The following is a 15,529-nucleotide window of genomic DNA, read 5'->3' as shown; positions in this document are numbered from 1 at the left end:
GTTCACGCCTGCTGGGCGGCCATCAGCGCAGCCGTGAGGTCCTGCCGGGTCTGCGCGGGCGTCCACCCGGTCACGTCCATGGTGCGCACCGTGGCCACCTGGAACAGCAGGTGCAGCACGAAGAAGCTGCCTTCCACGTCGCGGGTGCCCAGGTTCTCCAGGAAGCCTGCTCCGTCGCCCTCGTGCCACAGGGTCATGAGCTGCAGGCCCTCGGCCAGTGCGTCACCGAAGGCCGTGTCCTCCTCCTCGCCCGACGCCCGGGCCTCCTCGGACATCCTGTGCAGGTCCGCACGGTGATGTTTAGCCAGCAGCTCGGCGTCCAGCGGCTCACCGGGGCGGAACAGTTCGTCCGGGGCGGGCAGCCAGCCCGGCAGTCGCATGCCGGCCTCGCCGGAGCTCGCCATCATGTGCAGCGATGCCGCGCCCACCTGCGTCTCGGCCTCGGAGACCACGAGGGCCATGGCCATGAGCACGACACCGGGGCCGTGGTCGTCTATGAGGTCGCCCACGCCGTTGGTGTCGACGGAGTCCTGGGCATCGTCCGTGAGCAGCGCCGGTACCAACTCGACGGCCACTGCCTCCACGGCGTGGAAGAACTGCTCCCACGTGGCGGGCGTGCCCTCCTCGGGCGTCGGCTGGGTCGGGTCGGTGTTCATGGTGCGTCCTTCCTGAGAGGTTCGGGGTGTGACTCCACTGGTACCGGCGTCCTCCGACAACATCGGGTTCCCGGTGGTCTGCTCGTGGTGCTCGGCCTCGGCCACAGCCCGGGTGAGCGCACGGGTCTCCATCGCCTGCGCCATGGGCCGCAGGTAGGTCAGCGTCACGAAGGCACACGGCGAGATGGCGTTCATGACGTCGCCGGTGTTCCACGCCACCAGCGGCCCCGCCACGAACCAGATCCAGCGCATGCTCCATGCCCAGTGGACGAGAGGCAGCACGCTGGTGGCCCGTGCCACCGGCCACAGGACCAGCCTCTCGGTGAGCGACCACGGAACGCGCAACGCCGCCCAGACCGGACCGCCCAGCGGGCCCGGGGTGGCGGTGAGGGAGAGACGCACCAGGTGCACCGCCTCGGCCCTGGGCAGCACGCGCTCGTCCAGCACGCACCAGGGCAACACGACCGTTCGGCGCCCCCACCGGTGGATCACCGGGCTCTCCTGGCCGATGCGGACCACAGCATGTCCCGGGGGTGCTCCGGCGGCGGCCAGCAGCTGGTGGGCACCAGCCGCCTCGGTGGGGTGCACACCACGGGTCCCGGTGAGTTCCAGGGCTGCCAAGGGTCCCTCACCCCTGCCGAGCGCGGCGAGGAGCACCCAGAGGCCCCAGCCCGCCATCAAGGCGATGACCGCTGCCCACGGGAGCAGCCCGATGACCACCGAGGTGATGGCGAACCCTCCCAGCGTGGACGGCACGAGGCCGAGTGCGTGCCAGGTGCGGGCACTCATGCTTGGCCTCCCCGGGTGGGGGCGTTCCGGACGCTGCTGTGCATGACGTGCTCCTTGTCAGGGGGGGGCGCTGGTGTGTCCAGTCGTATGCCCACCCTCCGACAACCTCCGCAGTGCGGGGCCGGCGGAGCTCAGCCCCCTGTGGACTTCCAGCGGCTCACGCCACTCGTCCACAGCCCCACCGGCACCCACCCCCGCAGTGGCGCCCTCGATCTCACCCGCGGCGCTTCTCTGTGCCCGCGGCGGGACTCAGGCGCGGCCGTCCACCACCTCGTCCACGTGCTGCTTGGCCTCGGCCAGACCCGCACCGGTCTGCTCCCGGTGCAGCTTGATGGCCGCGATCTGGCGGCCCGACAGGGCCAGCTGGCGCACCTCGTCCGACACCGCCGGCTCCGGCGCCACGAAGCGCAGGTCGGCCCCGGTGGCACGGGCCAACTCCGCCACCTGCGCCTCGAGGGTGGCCACCCTGCGCCGCAGGCGGACCACCTCCCGTTCGGTGTCCACGCCGCCGGTGAGGCCGAGGAAGTTCGCGATGCCCATGCCGTCAGCCTTTCACGTCGCAGGGCCCGGTCGATGGGGTGCCGCCGGCGCGTACGGTGAACACGGCCCCAGCCCATCCCCCCCCCGAGAGGAACCCCGTGCCCCACACGCCTGACCCCGAGCCCACCACTCCCCCGGCCGACTGGCACCCCAGCATCCGCGTGACCGCCATGCCGGCCGACGCCAACCCGTACGGAGACATCTTCGGTGGCTGGCTCATGTCGCAGATGGACCTGGCGGCCGGGTCCCTGGCCTCCCTGCGGGCCAAGGGCCGTGCCGCCACCGTGGCGGTGGACAGCATGTCCTTCGTCCGGCCGGTGACCGTGGGCGCCGAGGTGACGGTCTACACGCACCTGGAGCACGAGGGCCGCACCTCGATGAAGGTCGCCGTGCAGGCATGGGCTCGCGACCGCCATTCTGAGGCCGAGGAGCTCATCACCTGCGGGCTGTTCACCTTCGTGGCCACCGACGACAACGGCCGCCCGCGCCCCCTGCCGCAGGTCGGCTGAGGCCTCAGACCGCCGGGCGCCGCCACAGCGTGAGGTGCGCGCCCGGGGCCGCCGGGTCGTCGAGCTCCCGCTCGGCCACCATCCCGCGCGCCTCCAGGCTGCCCGCCAGGTCGGGCCGCGCGTGCCCCGGGCGGTGCTCGTAGTGGTCGTGGTCCTCGTACAGCAGGTGCCCGTCGGCATCGAGCCAGCGGTAGGTGAACACCCCGTATCCGCTGCCGTCCGGCGCGGTCTCCACGTGCCCGCCGTGCTCGATGGTGTGCTCCCCCAGCCGCGTGCTGCCGCGGTAGTCCTGCACCGCTGCGGCGTCCTCCTCGGCCTCCCCCAGCGACGACTCTGTGAGCAGCGCCCCGCCGGGCACCAGCGCCCCCACCAGGGCGTTCAGCGTGGCCTCCCAGTGGTCCGGCTCCACCATGCCCAGGGCCCAGAACGCGGTCACCAGGTCCACGAAACCGGTGCGCGTGAGCTCGTGCGCCGCCACGGGGTGGACCGTCACCTGCCGCTGCAGGTCCCCCTCCTCGGCGATGCGGGTGAGCAGTGCGATGCGCATGCTCCGCGACGGCTCCACGGCGTGGACCGGCACCCCCGGCCAGGTGCGCGCCATCGCCAGGGTGGGGGTGCCGCTGCCGGCACCCACGTCGAGCACGCCCACCCGCGGCGGGGAGATGTGTGGCAGCAGGCTCTCGACGCGGTGGCGCACCTGGGCGCCGTGGTTGAGCTCGTAGAACTGGGCGCCGACGGCGATGGCGTCGTACGGGTCGGTGTGTCGCATGCGCATCCCCTCGATGTGCGAACGGTTCTCACCCAAGGGTAGGCGAGGCGCCTGCGGTGCTCAGGTGAGCAGAGCGTTGAGCCGCGGGTCGCGGGCCTGCAGCACGAACCAGGGGCTGAAGGCGAACGGTGTTGCACGGAGTGCGGCCACGGCATCGGTCCAGGGCGCCCACGCGGTCTCGGCCACCTCGTCGGGGTTGGGTGAGGGCAGCGTGGCCGGGTCCACCAGCAGGTCGGCCACGTAGACCGGGCACACCTCGTGCTCCACCACCCCGCCGGCATCGACCGCCCGGTAGCGGAAGTCGGGCAGGGCGGGCACCGGCGCGCCCACCGCATCGGCCGGGATGGTGAGCTCCTGGGCCAGGCGGCGGCGGATGGCGCCCTCGTCGGACTCCCCCGGCGCCGGGTGGCCGCAGCAGGTGTTGGTCCACACCCCCGGCCAGGCCACCTTGCCCAGTGCGCGGCGGGTGAGCAGCACGCGGCCGTCGGGCGTGCGCAGGTGCACGGAGAACGCGCGGTGCAGGGGTGTGGCGTCGGTGTGCACCTCGGCCTTGTCCGCGGTGCCGATGACGGAGCCGTCCTCGGCCAGCAGCTCCACCAGCTCGGGGGTCTCGGTCTGCGCGCGCCCGGTCATGGCGCGACCCTAGTCGGCTTGGTCAGGAGCCGGGTGACGGTCGGGCTGTTCGTGTGAGGCTGCCGGGTTGGCGAGGCCTGGCTGTGGGTGGGAGGCGCCCCGAGACCACGCCCCCCCGCCGCCTCGCCGAGCCCCGAGACAGCCCACGGTGGGCAACCGGTTGACCTGGGGACTGTTGCAGGGTCGACCGGTTGCCCACGGTCGCCAGGGGTGTGGCCGCGCGCACCAGGCGCGTCAACGCCCCCCACCACCCCGCGCTGGCCGGCGTCCTCGGCGCTCGTCCGCGGTCTGGAATCGCCGGCCCTGGCATGCGACGAGGGCCGCACCCCTGCTGGGATGCGGCCCTCGATTCTGTGTCCGGAGGGGGACTTGAACCCCCACGCCCTTTACGGGCACTAGCACCTCAAGCTAGCGCGTCTGCCATTCCGCCACCCGGACGAGTGGTGCCACCCACCTCGGTGGGCAACGACAGAGAACTTTAGCACGCGGTTGCCGGTGCTCCGCGCCACTGGGTCGATCATGTGCGCCGGTCCAGAGGGCGACCGTGCCCGCGGCGCGCCACACGTCCCCGACCTGCTGCGCGTAGTCCACGAAGGCGAGCGCCAGGACCACCGAGCTGGCCAGCAGGAGAAGGCCCGCGGCGACGGCCCCTCAGATGTTGTACGGCGACCGAGGACTCACTGGCCGCCCCGGTCGCCCCGGTCGCCGCGGGTTGACGAGGACGGGCATGTGCCCCATGCGCGTGGAGCTGCGGGGCGCCAGGAGGGTGGCCTCGTGGGACTCCCCGTGGAACACGTACCGGCCGGTGACGCGGTGCTTCTCGGTGTCGTCGCTGTCGGCCGCCTCCTCGGCGACCACCCGCGCCATCACCTGGTCCGTGGCGCGCGCCCGCCTGAGGGGCTGCTGCAGGCTACCCCTGCGTACACGCCGCTCAGGAGCACGCCCATCACGCCGTAGGCCGTCAGTTCTCTGGTGTCCATCCCCGGTGTCCCTCCTCGTGCTGCTGGTTGGTCGTGGTCGGCGGGTCAGGCCGTGGCCCAGATGGCGATGCCGGCGAGCGCCCAGACCACGCCACCTGCCAGCAGCACCAGGCCGGCAACGCGCACGACGGCGTGGCGTCGCGGACCGAAGGCCCAGGACCAGCCGGCGCCTGCCAGCGCCGGCCCCGTCGCCATCATCACGACTCCCCCGAAGATGCCGGCCACCAAGGGTGCCGTCGACTCGATGCCGCGCTCGGCGGCCATGGCCCACGCACCACCGAGGAACACCGCCGCACCCGCCGTGAGCCAGAGAAGCGACCTGGCCAGGCCTGCAGGCGTGGGTGGCCGGTGCTCCCCGGCCTCGACGGGGGGCCGGCGCCCTGCGGGGTCAACCCTCAGCAGCACGGGCTGCCCCGCGGAGACCACCCGCACCATGTGCACCCGGGCACTGTGGGGGCGCCCGTCCAGCTCCCACCCCACGAGCGGGTCGGAGGTGCTCCTGCCGTCGGGGTTCCACGCCGGTGGCTCGATGACGCGGCCCAGCACCTCGGCGCGCCGCGAGCGGCGGGGAGTCAGCGTGGCCGTGCTGGCGTTCCAGAGGGTCATGGCCGGGCCGACCATCGCGACGAAGCCGGCCCACATCGCGAGCCACGGCCAGTCCGGGGGCCCTGCTCGTCCGGGTCGGCTGGAGGCGGCGGAGCGGTGGGGGCGCGAGAGGGGGACTCCTGCACCGCCGCCACCAGCAGGGCGACGGAGGCGGCCAGGACCACCAGGCCCAGGATCGTTCGTCCCCGGGCGTCGGGGCGGAGCGAGGGATGGGTCGACCCCTGCCAGTCGGAGGCGCCCCAGATGACCTGGGCGGCGCCGTAAATCATGCCCACCAAGAAGCCTGTGAAGCACAGTGTGAAGAGGCGATCGGATGGAGGTGTGAGAACCCACTGCACGGCCAGGAGCCCCAGCCCCGCCGCGATGAGGAGGAGCACGCGAGCCACGAGGTGGAGAAGTCGCGGGGGCGTGAGGCCGTGGGCGCGGCTCGCGAACTGCGGTGGAGTGGGCCAGTCCGCGTACACCACCAGATCGGTCCACTCCTGCGGGTCCGACGGGAAGGAGGTGGTCTCGAACCGGTGGACGCGGCCGGCGGCCGGGTACTCCAGCACCAGGGGCTGGTAGACCACCTTGTCCCCCTCGTGATCAGCCCGGTACGTGGGTGACTGCACCACCCTTGCCTCGACCCGCAGGCGGGGGATGCGCGCCTCGGTCACGTGCCCGGGCCAGGCCCGCAGGGTGCCGATAGCCAGGAGCACCAGGAGGACTCCGACCAGACCTGCCAGGAAGAGTGCCGGATTGATGGTCGACTCCATGCCGACAAGGTTGGCAGCAGGCTGACGGGGAGCCCTCCTCCCCCGGGGTGATACCCCTTGCGGGTGACGCATCACCTACATCTCCTAGGCTGGCCCCATGGCCACCTCCTCGCTCCCCGTCCTGTACCTCTCCCATGGCGCTCCCCCGCTGGCCGACGACCCCACGTGGACCCGCGAGCTGGCCGACTGGTCGTCCCGCATTGAGCGCCCGCGCAGCATCCTCATGGTGAGCGCGCACTGGGAGAACGACCCGGTGACCGTCTCCTCCACCACCGGGGCGCCCCTGACCTACGACTTCTGGGGATTCCCGCAGAAGTACTACGACGTCAACTACGACGCCCCCGCCGCGCCCGAGCTGGCGCAGTCCGTGGCCCGCGCCCTGGCCGAGGCGGGCCCGGTGCACCAGGACCAGGCCCGCGGCCTGGACCACGGCGCCTACGTGCCCCTGGTGGAGATGTACCCCGAGGCCGACGTGCCCGTGCTGCAGGTCTCGATGCCGACCCTCGACCCCCGCGAGCTGTTCACCATGGGCCAGCGCCTGGCGCCCCTGCGGCAGGAGGGCACGCTCATCGTGGGGTCCGGGTTCACCACCCACAACCTGCGCTGGTTCAACCCCGCCGCCGGGACCGACGGCACCCCGCCGAGTGCGTCGGCGGAGTTCGACCAGTGGGCCGCCGAGACCGTGGCCGCCGGCGACGTGGACGCGCTCATCGACTGGGAGGCCAAGGCCCCGGCAGCGCTCCAGGCGCACCCGCGCAGCGAGCACTGGGCCCCGCTGTTCGTGGCCCTGGGGGCGGCTTCGGCCACCTCCACACCGCGGGGCGAGACCGCTGTGGACGGGTTCTGGTACGGCCTGAGCAAGCGCTCCTGGACCTTCGCCTGAGCGCGGGCCCGATGCGGTGACGCGCCGACCGCCCGGGCCTCACCAGGCGGGCGGGTCGGCCGGGCGCAGGTCTGGGTCGTCGTGGGCGAAGGTGCGCACCGGCCCCGGCTCGGTACGCGGCCCCTCGAAGCGCACCGTCACCCGCCCCAGACCGCTGCCCCACACCCACCCGGCGCCGTGCTCGGCGTGCACCACGTCGGAGCCCGTCGGCCACGCGGTGCGCCCCAACCGGGCGTCGTGCGCGTCCTCCGGCTCGGGCGCGGGGGCCTGCTCCACCACGTCCGAGGTGTGGCTCTCCCCCGCCGTCCCCGCCGGTTCGTGCACCTCGAGCGCCAGTTCGCCCTGGCTGTGCTCCACGAACCCGGAGACGCCCACCCCCAGCAGGCGCACCCCCTCGCCCAGGCCCACCGAGCCCACGAGGCGCACCACCGCATCGCCGATGGTGGTCGCGTCGTCGGTGCCGTGGCGCAGCGTCACCGAGCGCAGGTGGGTGGAGAAGTCGTGCTGCCGCAGCTTGAGCGAGACCGTGCGGCCGAACAGCCCGGCCTTGCGCAGCCGCCCCGAGACGCGCTCGGCCAGCAGGCGCAGCTCGGCCTCCACGGCGCGCACGTCGGTGAGGTCGGTGGCGAAGGTCTCCTCGGCCGAGACACTCTTGGCCTCCCGGTGGGTCACCACTTCGCGGTGGTCGACGCCGCGGGCCAGGGCGTGCAGGCCGTGCCCCCAGGACTCGCCGAGGATGGACACCAGGTCGGCCAGCGAGACGCGCCGCAGGTCCTGCACGGTGGCCACCCCGAAGGTCCGCAACCGGTCCCCCGTCGCCGGGCCCACGCCGGGCAGGGCGCGCACGGGCAGCCCGGCCAGGAAGGCCTCCTCCTCGCCGGGCCAGATGACGCGAAACCCGTCCGGCTTGGCGGCCTCGGAGGCCATCTTGGCCATCATCTTGGAGCTGCCGATGCCCACCGACGCCGTGAGCCCGCCGGTGGCCCCCGCGATGGCGGAGCGCAGCTCGCGCGCCACGGCCTCGGCGTCCTGCCGCGACCAGGTCTCCACCGGGTGCGGCGCGTCCCCTGCGGCCAGGTCGGCGTACGCCTCGTCGATGCTCACCTGCTCCACCACCGGCGCCAGGGCGCGCAGGGCGTCCATGGCCGCGCGGCTGCTGGCCCGGTAGGCCTCGCGCCGCCCGCTGAGGAAGGCCGTTCCCCCGGGCGACAGCGCGCGGGCCTGCCAGCCCGGCATCGCCGACCGGATGCCGTACACACGCGCCTCGTAGCTGGCCGTGGCCACCACGCCGCGCCGTCCGGTGCCACCCACCACCACCGGACGCCCCCGCAGGGAGGGCTTGTCGCGTTGCTCCACCGCCGCGAAGAAGGCGTCGAGGTCCACGTGCAGGACCGAGGCGGTGGGGCGCATGCGCACACCGTAGGTGACCGGCGGGTCCCCCTCCGGCAGACGCATTCCACCGTGGCAGAATCCACGCCGTGGTCCAGCAGAGCGCCACGACTGTTCAGCATGTCTGGAGGCTCTGATGCACCACCACCAGGACGAGACCCCGCGCGGGGCGACGCCGGGATCACCCACCCACGGCGACGCGGAGTCCGTGCGCCGCCGGCTGACCGCCGCCCGTGACCTCCCCGAGGCCGCCCGCCAGGCCGAGCTGGCCGAGGTGGTGGCCGACCACCTGCCCTTCGCCCGCCGTCTTGGCCGCCGTCACGCCCCCACGCCCGCGTGGGTGGACGACTGCGAGCAGGTGGCCTGCATGGGGCTGGTGCTGGCCGTCCAGCGCTGGGACCCCTCCCACGGCACCACCCTCTCGACCTTCGCCGTGCCCACCATCGTGGGTGAGCTGCGCCGCTACCTGCGCGACAGCACGTGGTGGGTCCGCCCGCCGCGGGCCGTCCAGGAGTTGGCCCTGCAGGTCCGGGCCACCGAGGACGAGCTGCGCCAGCAGGTGGGCGGGGAGCCCCCTACGGAGCAGGTGGCGCAGCGGCTCGGCGTGGACGAGGCGCAGGTGCGCGAGGCCCGACGGGCCCTGGCCGGGCGCTCCCCCGAGGGGCCCGACGACCAGGCCGAGCCGCGGTGGGTCACCGCCGCCCCGGCCGGCCACGTGGACGAGTGGCTCTCCCTGCAGCCCCACCTGCAGGCCCTGGACCCGCTGGACCGGACGGTGCTGCTGCGCCGCTACCTGGAGGACGAGACGCAGGGCCGCATCGCCGCGTCGATGGGGATCTCCCAGGCCCAGGTGAGCCGGCGGCTGCAGCGGGCCCTGACCACCCTGCGTGCCCAGGTGCAGCAGCAGCGCGGGCAGGACACCGCCTGAGCCGGCGGCGCCGTCCCCGCCGGCGGGATCAGCGCTTCGGCAGGCGGGGCAGCCCGCGGGGACGTCCCTGCGCCCGCCGGGCGGCGGCCTGCTCGGCCTTCTCCACCCGGCGGCGCCGGCGCTCGGCCACGTCGCGGGCGTCCAGGGCGTCGGCCTCCTCGAGGGTGGGCGCCGTGCCTCCGGAGCGGGCCGGCTCCCAGCGGCGCAGGTGCTCCGGCATCGGGCCGTACTCGCCCTGCACCGCGCGCAGGAGCTCGTCCATGACGTCGCGGAGGTGCTCGGTCGTCTGCAGCGGGTCGGCGTCCGGGGCCACGTGGATCGGCTCCCCCACCGCGATGGTCACCGGCGTGCCGGTGCGCCCCAGGTGACGCGGCAGGCCCTTGGTGGCCAGCACGTGCGAGCCCCAGTTCACCATCGGGACGACCGGCACCCCCGCCTCGGCGGCCATGCGCACCGCGCCGGTCTTGAAGCCCTTGAGTTCGAAGCTGCGGCTGATGGTGGCCTCCGGGAAGACGCCCACCAGCTCGCCGCGGCGCAGGGCGTCCACGCCGTGACGCAGGGCCGACCCGCCGGCGTCGCGGTCCACCTGGATGTGCCGCATGGAGCGCAGCATCGGGCCCAGCACCGGCTGGTCGAAGAGCTCCTTCTTGGCCATGAAGCGCACCTGGCGGCGGCGGTGGCGCACGGCCAGGCCGACGAAGACGTAGTCCAGGTAGCTGATGTGGTTGCACGCGATGACCGCACCGCCGGTGGCCGGTACGTTGTCCTGCCCCTCCACGCGGATGCGCAGGCCCTGCAGGGCGAACAGCGAGTAGGCCGGGGGCAGCAGCAGGTTGTAGAGCGTGCTCATGGGGCGCAGCCTACGTCCGGGGCGGGCCGAGCCGCCCACGTACCGTGGCCCCATGACCAGCCCCTGGGACCCCACCGGCGAGCTGCCCCGCCGCACCGCCGTGCGCTACGTGACCCCGCTGCGCGAGGGCGGCTCGATGCCGGGCGTGGTGGAGGCCGACGACCTGGGCACCTACGTCATGAAGTTCCGCTCCGCCGGACAGGGCGTCAAGGTGTTGGTGGCCGAGGTGGTGGTGGGCGAGCTGGCCCGCGCGCTGGACCTGCCCGTGCCGGAGATGGTGGCCTTGGAGCTGCCCGAGGCCCTCAGCCGCTACGAGCCCGACGAGGAGGTGCAGGACCTGCTGCGCGCCAGCATCGGGCTCAACCTGGGCACCGACTTCCTGCCCGGGGCGCACGGGTACGACGGCTCCGTGCCCCCGGCCCCCGAGGTGGCCGCGCGTCTGCTGTGGCTGGACGCGTTCACCGCCAACGTGGACCGCACCTGGAGCAATCCCAACCTGGTGGTGTGGCACGGGGTGCCGTGGCTCATCGACCACGGGGCGGCGCTGTACTTCCACCACGCCTGGCCGGGCACGGCCGCCGAGCACGCCCCGGACCCCGCGCGCTCCGCCCGGCAGCCCTTCGACGCCTCGCAGCACGTGACGGCCGCGGTGGTGCCCGCCGAGCCCGGCACCATGGCGCGGGTGCACGCCGAGCTTGCACCCCGCATCGGGCAGGCGGTGCGCGAGGCCGTGGCCGCGGTGCCCGGCGAGTGGCTGGAGACCACCGGGGGCCTGCCCACGGCCGATGCGGTGCGCGACGCCTACGTGGACTTCCTCACCGCACGTCTCGCGGGGGCCGAGCACTGGCTGCCGGGCGACGACGCGCTGGCCGCCGCGCGCGCCGGGGCCGAGGCCGGGCGCGCGGAGGCGCAGCGGACGCTCAAGATGCAGGCCCGCCGCGCGGTGGTGCGCCAGGGCGAGGAGCCCCGGTGAGCGGGACGGCGGCCGGGCCCACCGTCATCGGGACGGCCGGTGGCGGCACGCGCGAGCTGCGGCGCCCCACCCGGGTGGAGGGCGCGCCGACCTGGCACGAGTACCAGTACGCGGTCATCCGGTGCGTTCCACGACCGGAGCGCGAGGAGTTCGTGAACGTCGGTGTGGTGGTGCACTCGCGCTCGGCGGCGGTGCTCGACGTGGCCGTGCGGATCGATGCGGCGCGCCTGCAGGCGCTGTGGCCGGACCTGGACGTGGCCGCCGTGGAGCGCTTCTGCGTGACCATGGACCGCGTGGCCCGCAGCGAGCCCGTGCCCGGGGGACCGCCCGCCGACGTCCTGCACACGCTGGCCATGCGCTTCGGGTGGCTCGTGGCGCCGCGGTCCACGGTGGTGCAGACCTCGCCGGTGCACTCGGGGGTGTCCCGCGACCCGGGCCGCGAGACCGCGCGGCTGCTGGAGCGCTACGTGGCCTGACGCCCGCGCCGGCCCGCACCCGCATTGGCCGGCTGCGCCCCTCCCTGCAAAGGTCCGGCTGCGGTCCAGAGGTACGGCGCACGGGGCGTACCTGTGGACCACAGCCGGGCTTCTGCGGACGAGTGCCTCGAGGCGGACGGCTGGGCACGGCACCGGCACCGTGGGCCGGCCTGGCCGGGACCTCAGTCGCGGGGCTGGGTGGCGTAGAGGGCCAGGGCGCTCGCGGCGGCCACGTTGAGGGAGTCCACTCCCCCGGCCATCGGGATGCGCACGGCCAGGTCCGCGGCGGCCACGGTGCGATCGGCCAGCCCGTCGCCCTCGGTGCCCAGCACCAGCGCCAGCCTCGCCGGCAGGTCGGCCTCCAGCTGCCGCATGGTGAGCGCGTCCTCGCGCAGGGCCAGGGCGGCCACGGTGAACCCGGCCTCCTGCAGCTCGGCCATGCCGCCGGGCCACGGGTCGATGCGGGTCCACGGCACCTGGAAGACCGTCCCCATCGAGACGCGGACGCTGCGACGGTAGAGCGGGTCGGCGCAGCGGGGGGTGACGAGCACGGCATCGGCGCCCAGGGCCGCGACGGAGCGGAAGATGGCGCCCACGTTGGTGTGGTCCACCACGTCCTCCACCACCACCACGCGGCGCGCCCCGGCCACCACCTCGGACACCGGGGGCAGCTCCGGGCGGTGCATGGCCGCCAGCGCGCCACGGTGCAGGTGGAAGCCCGTCATCGCCTCGGCCACCGGGGGCTCGGCCACGTAGACCGGGGCGCCGGTGGCCTCCACCTCGGCCACGAGGTCGGCCAGGTCGGTGACCCAGCGCGGGGTGAGCAGCAGGGAGCGTGGGCGGTGGCCGGCGGCCAGCGCGCGGCGGATGACCTTGTCGGACTCGGCCATGTAGAGCCCCCGCTCGGGTTCCAGCTTGCGGCGCAGGTTCACGTCGGTGAGGCCGAAGTAGTCCTCGACGCGCGGGTCACGGGGATCGGTGAGCGGGATGGGCATGGGGCACATTCTCCGGCACCGGCACCGGCACCGGTGCGGAAGCGCCCCTCGACGGCGACAGCGCGGTGACAGGTCGCCCGGGTGAGACTTGCCGCGCCCGGCGGCCGTCGGTGCGCCCCACCGACGTCCTGCCCCGGAGGCCCCATGAAGAAGTCCCCTGCCCTCGTCGCCCTGTGCCTGGTGAGCGCCCTGGGGCTGTCCGCCTGCGGCTCCGACGGCGACGAGGGCGCGACGGACCTGCCCGCGGCCCCGCCGAAGGTCTCCACGACCACGTCCGCCGGCGGGACGACGCCGGCCAGCGGGGCGAGCACGGACGGCCAGGAGTCGCCGGGGACGTCCGCCGGCACGCCCACCTCCCCGACGGCCGATGCGGAGCCGGCGGAGCCCACCGGGGCCTCACCGTCGACGTCGGCCCCGAGCCCCTCCGCGAGCGCGACGCCCACGCAGGGCGCGACGGAGGCTGCCCCCACGGAGTCGGCTGACTCCACCCCTGCCAGGTCGACCACCCCGTCCGCGAGCACGCCCTCGACGACCACGCAGCGCGAGTCCGCGAGCCCGACGCCGAGCACGACGGCCTCGCGCCAGCCCACGACGGACACCGAGTGCGCCGACACCACCGTCGCGCGCGAGGTCGCGCTGCACGGGGACGTCCTCGACGGCATGGAGCCCCAGAGCGTCTACGGCGACGCCTTCGACCCCTGCGCCGACCTCTCGGCCATCGTCGTGTCGACCACGGGAGCGATGACGGGTTCGCACCAGGTGCTCCTGTTCCACCGCGGCGAGTACCTGGGGACCTCCTTCGCGACTCCGACCTACTACCAGCCCGGCGTGCACCTGGAGGACGACCGGACCGTCCGGGCGCACTACCAGTACGCCAAGCCGGGCGAGCCGGCCCACATGCCCACCGGTCAGGAGGTCATCCGGTTCACCTGGGACGGCTCGAAGGTGGTGGCCTCGGGCGTGCCGCACGAGCTGCGCTGAGGCCGGCCGAGCGCCTGTCACCGGGCTGCCCCGCGGCCGTCCCTCCGTGGAGGCGCCATGACAGTGCCATGACAGTGCGGGACGGCAGTGTGGGGCAAGGCCCCACCACCTCACCTGGGGGGAGGTGGTGACGGTGGTCGTCGGCGCAGGAGGGGGCGTCGCCGGCCACCGTCACCGGGGCGTCGGCCCGCGTCGCACCGGGCCGACGCCCGTACGGGTCACCGCAGCAGGTCGATGACGGCCAGCACGCAGATGACCGCCACGCACCCGCGGATGGCCCATGGTGAGAGCCGCTGCCCCACCCGGGCGCCGACCATGCCGCCCACGGCCGAGCCAGCCGCCAGCAGAGCCACCACCAGCCAGTCGACGGCGCTCCAGGCCACCACCACGAACACCAGCGCGCTCATGCCGTTGGACACCAGCGCCAGCAGGTTCTTCAGGGCGTTCTGCTGCTGCACCGTGGCCGCGGTGCCGAGGCCCAGCACGGCCATGTACATGACGCCCTGGGCGGCCCCGAAGTAGCCCGAGTACACGCCCACGGCCCCCAGCCCCAGCAGCAGGCCCCACGGCAGGGCCTCGGGCAGTCCCACGCCACCATCGCCCGGGGCCGCCCCAGCAGCCGGTGCCGTGGCCCGGGATCGCGCCAGACGCGCCTTGATGAACGGCTGGGTGACCACGAGCACCCCGGCCGCGCCGATGAGCACGGGCACCACGGCATCGAAGACCGAGCCGGGCAGGGCGAGCAGCAGCAGCGCCCCGGCCAGCCCGCCGACCGCGCTGCACGTCGCCAGGGTGGCCAGCGCCCGCCCGGCGCGCGGCAGGTGGTGTCGGTAGCCCCACGTGCCCGAGACGCCGCCGGGGATGATGCCCAGCTTGCTGGAGATGTTGGCCTCCACCGGGGTGAGCCCCAGCGCCACGAGCAGCGGGAAGGTCACCAGGGAACCCGACCCCACGATGGTGTTGATGGTGCCGGCGGCCAGCCCGGCGGCCGCCACGAGGGCGAGCTCGAGGGGGGTCATGCTCCGCGGGGGTGCGCGGCGCGGGCGGTCCAGCGCTGGCCGTGGCGCTCCAGCACCACCTCCAGGCCGAAGGTCTCGCTGAGGTTCTCCGCGGTGAGCGTGCTCTCCAGGGGGCCGGCGGCCACCACGCGCCCCTCACGGAGCATGAGCACGTCGGTGAAACCGGGCGGGATCTCCTCCACGTGGTGGGTGACCAGCACCATCGCGGGGGCCTCGAGGTCCTCGGCCAGCGCGCCGAGGCGTCCCACGAGGTCCTCGCGCCCGCCGAGGTCGAGCCCGGCAGCGGGCTCGTCGAGCAGCATGAGCTCCGGGTCGGTCATGAGAGCACGGGCGATCTGCACGCGCTTGCGCTCCCCCTCCGAGAGGGTGCCGAAGCGTCGCTGTGCCAGGTGGGCCACGCCGAGGGTGTCCAGCAGGTCCTGGGCGCGCTGCACGTCCTCGTCGTCGTACTCCTCGCGCCAGCGCCCCACCACGGCCCACGAGGCGGTGACGACCACGTCCAGCACGGTCTCGTCGCGGGGCACCCGGTCGGCCAGGGCGGCCGACGACAGCCCGATGCGGGGGCGCAGGTCGAACACGTCGGTGGTGCCCAGCACCTCCCCGAGGATGCCGACCACACCGCTGGTGGGGTGCATGCGCGCGCTGGCCACCTGCAGCAGCGTGGTCTTGCCGGCACCGTTGGGGCCGACCACCACCCAGCGCTCCCCCTCCTCGACCTCCCAGTCGATGCCGCTCAACAGCTCGCGGTCGCCACGGCGCACGGTCACATCGGCCAGGGCAAGGACGTCGCTCATGGTC

At 74.2% G+C, this 15,529-nt stretch carries 18 protein-coding genes and 1 tRNA gene; 6 read left to right on the top strand and 13 right to left on the bottom strand.

Annotated elements, in window-relative coordinates:
- Positions 1 to 2 precede the first annotated feature (2 nt).
- Positions 3 to 1,445: a hypothetical protein gene (locus ACFFHC_RS07390; protein ID WP_379804232.1), complete on the bottom strand. Its 1,443-nt coding sequence runs from the start codon at positions 1,443 to 1,445 to the stop codon at positions 3 to 5.
- Between the two features lie 249 nt (positions 1,446 to 1,694).
- Positions 1,695 to 1,985, bottom strand: a complete 291-nt coding sequence (locus tag ACFFHC_RS07385) for a hypothetical protein (RefSeq protein ID WP_083323749.1) — start codon at positions 1,983 to 1,985, stop codon at positions 1,695 to 1,697.
- Between the two features lie 98 nt (positions 1,986 to 2,083).
- On the opposite strand from ACFFHC_RS07385, the gene ACFFHC_RS07380 reads away from it, so the two are divergent.
- Positions 2,084 to 2,494 (top strand): acyl-CoA thioesterase, encoded by a 411-nt coding sequence (locus tag ACFFHC_RS07380; RefSeq protein WP_237769855.1) that lies wholly within the window; start codon positions 2,084 to 2,086, stop codon positions 2,492 to 2,494.
- A 4-nt stretch (positions 2,495 to 2,498) separates the two neighbouring features.
- Here ACFFHC_RS07380 and ACFFHC_RS07375 read toward each other — a convergent pair whose 3' ends face one another.
- The 6 genes from ACFFHC_RS07375 to ACFFHC_RS07350 form a co-directional block, all read right to left on the bottom strand.
- Positions 2,499 to 3,263, bottom strand: a complete 765-nt coding sequence (locus ACFFHC_RS07375; protein ID WP_379804227.1) for a class I SAM-dependent methyltransferase — start codon at positions 3,261 to 3,263, stop codon at positions 2,499 to 2,501.
- A gap of 60 nt (positions 3,264 to 3,323) precedes the next feature.
- On the bottom strand, positions 3,324 to 3,896 hold the full coding sequence (gene idi / locus ACFFHC_RS07370) for an isopentenyl-diphosphate Delta-isomerase (RefSeq protein ID WP_070706230.1): 573 nt from the start codon (positions 3,894 to 3,896) through the stop codon (positions 3,324 to 3,326).
- 354 nt (positions 3,897 to 4,250) lie between these two features.
- Positions 4,251 to 4,334 (bottom strand) — tRNA-Leu (locus ACFFHC_RS07365).
- A 213-nt stretch (positions 4,335 to 4,547) separates the two neighbouring features.
- Positions 4,548 to 4,763, bottom strand: coding sequence for a hypothetical protein (locus ACFFHC_RS07360; RefSeq protein WP_141494970.1), 216 nt, complete (start codon positions 4,761 to 4,763; stop codon positions 4,548 to 4,550).
- Positions 4,764 to 4,921: 158 nt separating this feature from the next.
- The gene (locus ACFFHC_RS07355) at positions 4,922 to 5,482 is read right to left on the bottom strand and encodes a hypothetical protein (protein ID WP_379804222.1); all 561 of its coding nucleotides are present in this window, start codon (positions 5,480 to 5,482) and stop codon (positions 4,922 to 4,924) included.
- Positions 5,479 to 6,237 (bottom strand): hypothetical protein, encoded by a 759-nt coding sequence (locus ACFFHC_RS07350; protein WP_379804219.1) that lies wholly within the window; start codon positions 6,235 to 6,237, stop codon positions 5,479 to 5,481. Before ACFFHC_RS07350 ends, ACFFHC_RS07355 begins: the two co-directional genes overlap by 4 nt.
- Before the next feature lie 97 nt (positions 6,238 to 6,334).
- Here ACFFHC_RS07350 and ACFFHC_RS07345 point away from each other — a divergent pair, with 97 nt between their 5' ends.
- Complete coding sequence (locus ACFFHC_RS07345) at positions 6,335 to 7,120, top strand: dioxygenase family protein (protein WP_379804216.1); 786 nt, start codon at positions 6,335 to 6,337, stop codon at positions 7,118 to 7,120.
- 39 nt (positions 7,121 to 7,159) lie between these two features.
- On the opposite strand, the gene ACFFHC_RS07340 is transcribed toward ACFFHC_RS07345, so the two are convergent.
- Positions 7,160 to 8,530, bottom strand: a complete 1,371-nt coding sequence (locus tag ACFFHC_RS07340) for a DNA polymerase IV (RefSeq protein WP_070706234.1) — start codon at positions 8,528 to 8,530, stop codon at positions 7,160 to 7,162.
- 115 nt (positions 8,531 to 8,645) lie between these two features.
- On the opposite strand from ACFFHC_RS07340, the gene ACFFHC_RS07335 reads away from it, so the two are divergent.
- The gene (locus tag ACFFHC_RS07335) at positions 8,646 to 9,437 is read left to right on the top strand and encodes a sigma factor (protein ID WP_379804211.1); all 792 of its coding nucleotides are present in this window, start codon (positions 8,646 to 8,648) and stop codon (positions 9,435 to 9,437) included.
- A gap of 28 nt (positions 9,438 to 9,465) precedes the next feature.
- Here the strand turns inward: ACFFHC_RS07335 and ACFFHC_RS07330 are convergent, their stop codons facing one another.
- A complete protein-coding gene (locus ACFFHC_RS07330) occupies positions 9,466 to 10,287 on the bottom strand; it encodes a lysophospholipid acyltransferase family protein (protein ID WP_379804208.1) in 822 nt (273 codons plus the stop codon).
- Positions 10,288 to 10,339: 52 nt separating this feature from the next.
- Between ACFFHC_RS07330 and ACFFHC_RS07325 the strand changes: the two genes are divergently transcribed.
- Both ACFFHC_RS07325 and ACFFHC_RS07320 read left to right on the top strand, forming a co-directional pair.
- Positions 10,340 to 11,260, top strand: a complete 921-nt coding sequence (locus tag ACFFHC_RS07325; protein ID WP_101848962.1) for a HipA family kinase — start codon at positions 10,340 to 10,342, stop codon at positions 11,258 to 11,260.
- Positions 11,257 to 11,736: a DUF3037 domain-containing protein gene (locus ACFFHC_RS07320; protein WP_237769761.1), complete on the top strand. Its 480-nt coding sequence runs from the start codon at positions 11,257 to 11,259 to the stop codon at positions 11,734 to 11,736. Before ACFFHC_RS07325 ends, ACFFHC_RS07320 begins: the two co-directional genes overlap by 4 nt.
- A 182-nt stretch (positions 11,737 to 11,918) precedes the next feature.
- Here the strand turns inward: ACFFHC_RS07320 and ACFFHC_RS07315 are convergent, their stop codons facing one another.
- A complete protein-coding gene (locus ACFFHC_RS07315; RefSeq protein ID WP_101848963.1) occupies positions 11,919 to 12,731 on the bottom strand; it encodes a TrmH family RNA methyltransferase in 813 nt (270 codons plus the stop codon).
- A gap of 144 nt (positions 12,732 to 12,875) precedes the next feature.
- Here ACFFHC_RS07315 and ACFFHC_RS07310 point away from each other — a divergent pair, with 144 nt between their 5' ends.
- Positions 12,876 to 13,712 (top strand): LppP/LprE family lipoprotein, encoded by an 837-nt coding sequence (locus ACFFHC_RS07310; protein ID WP_379804201.1) that lies wholly within the window; start codon positions 12,876 to 12,878, stop codon positions 13,710 to 13,712.
- 218 nt (positions 13,713 to 13,930) lie between these two features.
- Here ACFFHC_RS07310 and ACFFHC_RS07305 read toward each other — a convergent pair whose 3' ends face one another.
- Together ACFFHC_RS07305 and ACFFHC_RS07300 are read right to left on the bottom strand one after the other, a co-directional pair.
- Positions 13,931 to 14,731 (bottom strand): sulfite exporter TauE/SafE family protein, encoded by an 801-nt coding sequence (locus ACFFHC_RS07305; protein ID WP_070705099.1) that lies wholly within the window; start codon positions 14,729 to 14,731, stop codon positions 13,931 to 13,933.
- Positions 14,728 to 15,525, bottom strand: coding sequence for an ABC transporter ATP-binding protein (locus ACFFHC_RS07300; protein ID WP_070705100.1), 798 nt, complete (start codon positions 15,523 to 15,525; stop codon positions 14,728 to 14,730). The genes ACFFHC_RS07305 and ACFFHC_RS07300 overlap by 4 nt, the downstream gene beginning before the upstream one ends.
- Positions 15,526 to 15,529 lie beyond the last annotated feature (4 nt).

Origin of the sequence: Kytococcus schroeteri (assembly GCF_042433515.1) — a bacterium.
GTDB lineage: Bacteria > Actinomycetota > Actinomycetes > Actinomycetales > Dermatophilaceae > Kytococcus > Kytococcus schroeteri.
This window is presented reverse-complemented; position numbering and strand designations above follow the sequence as displayed.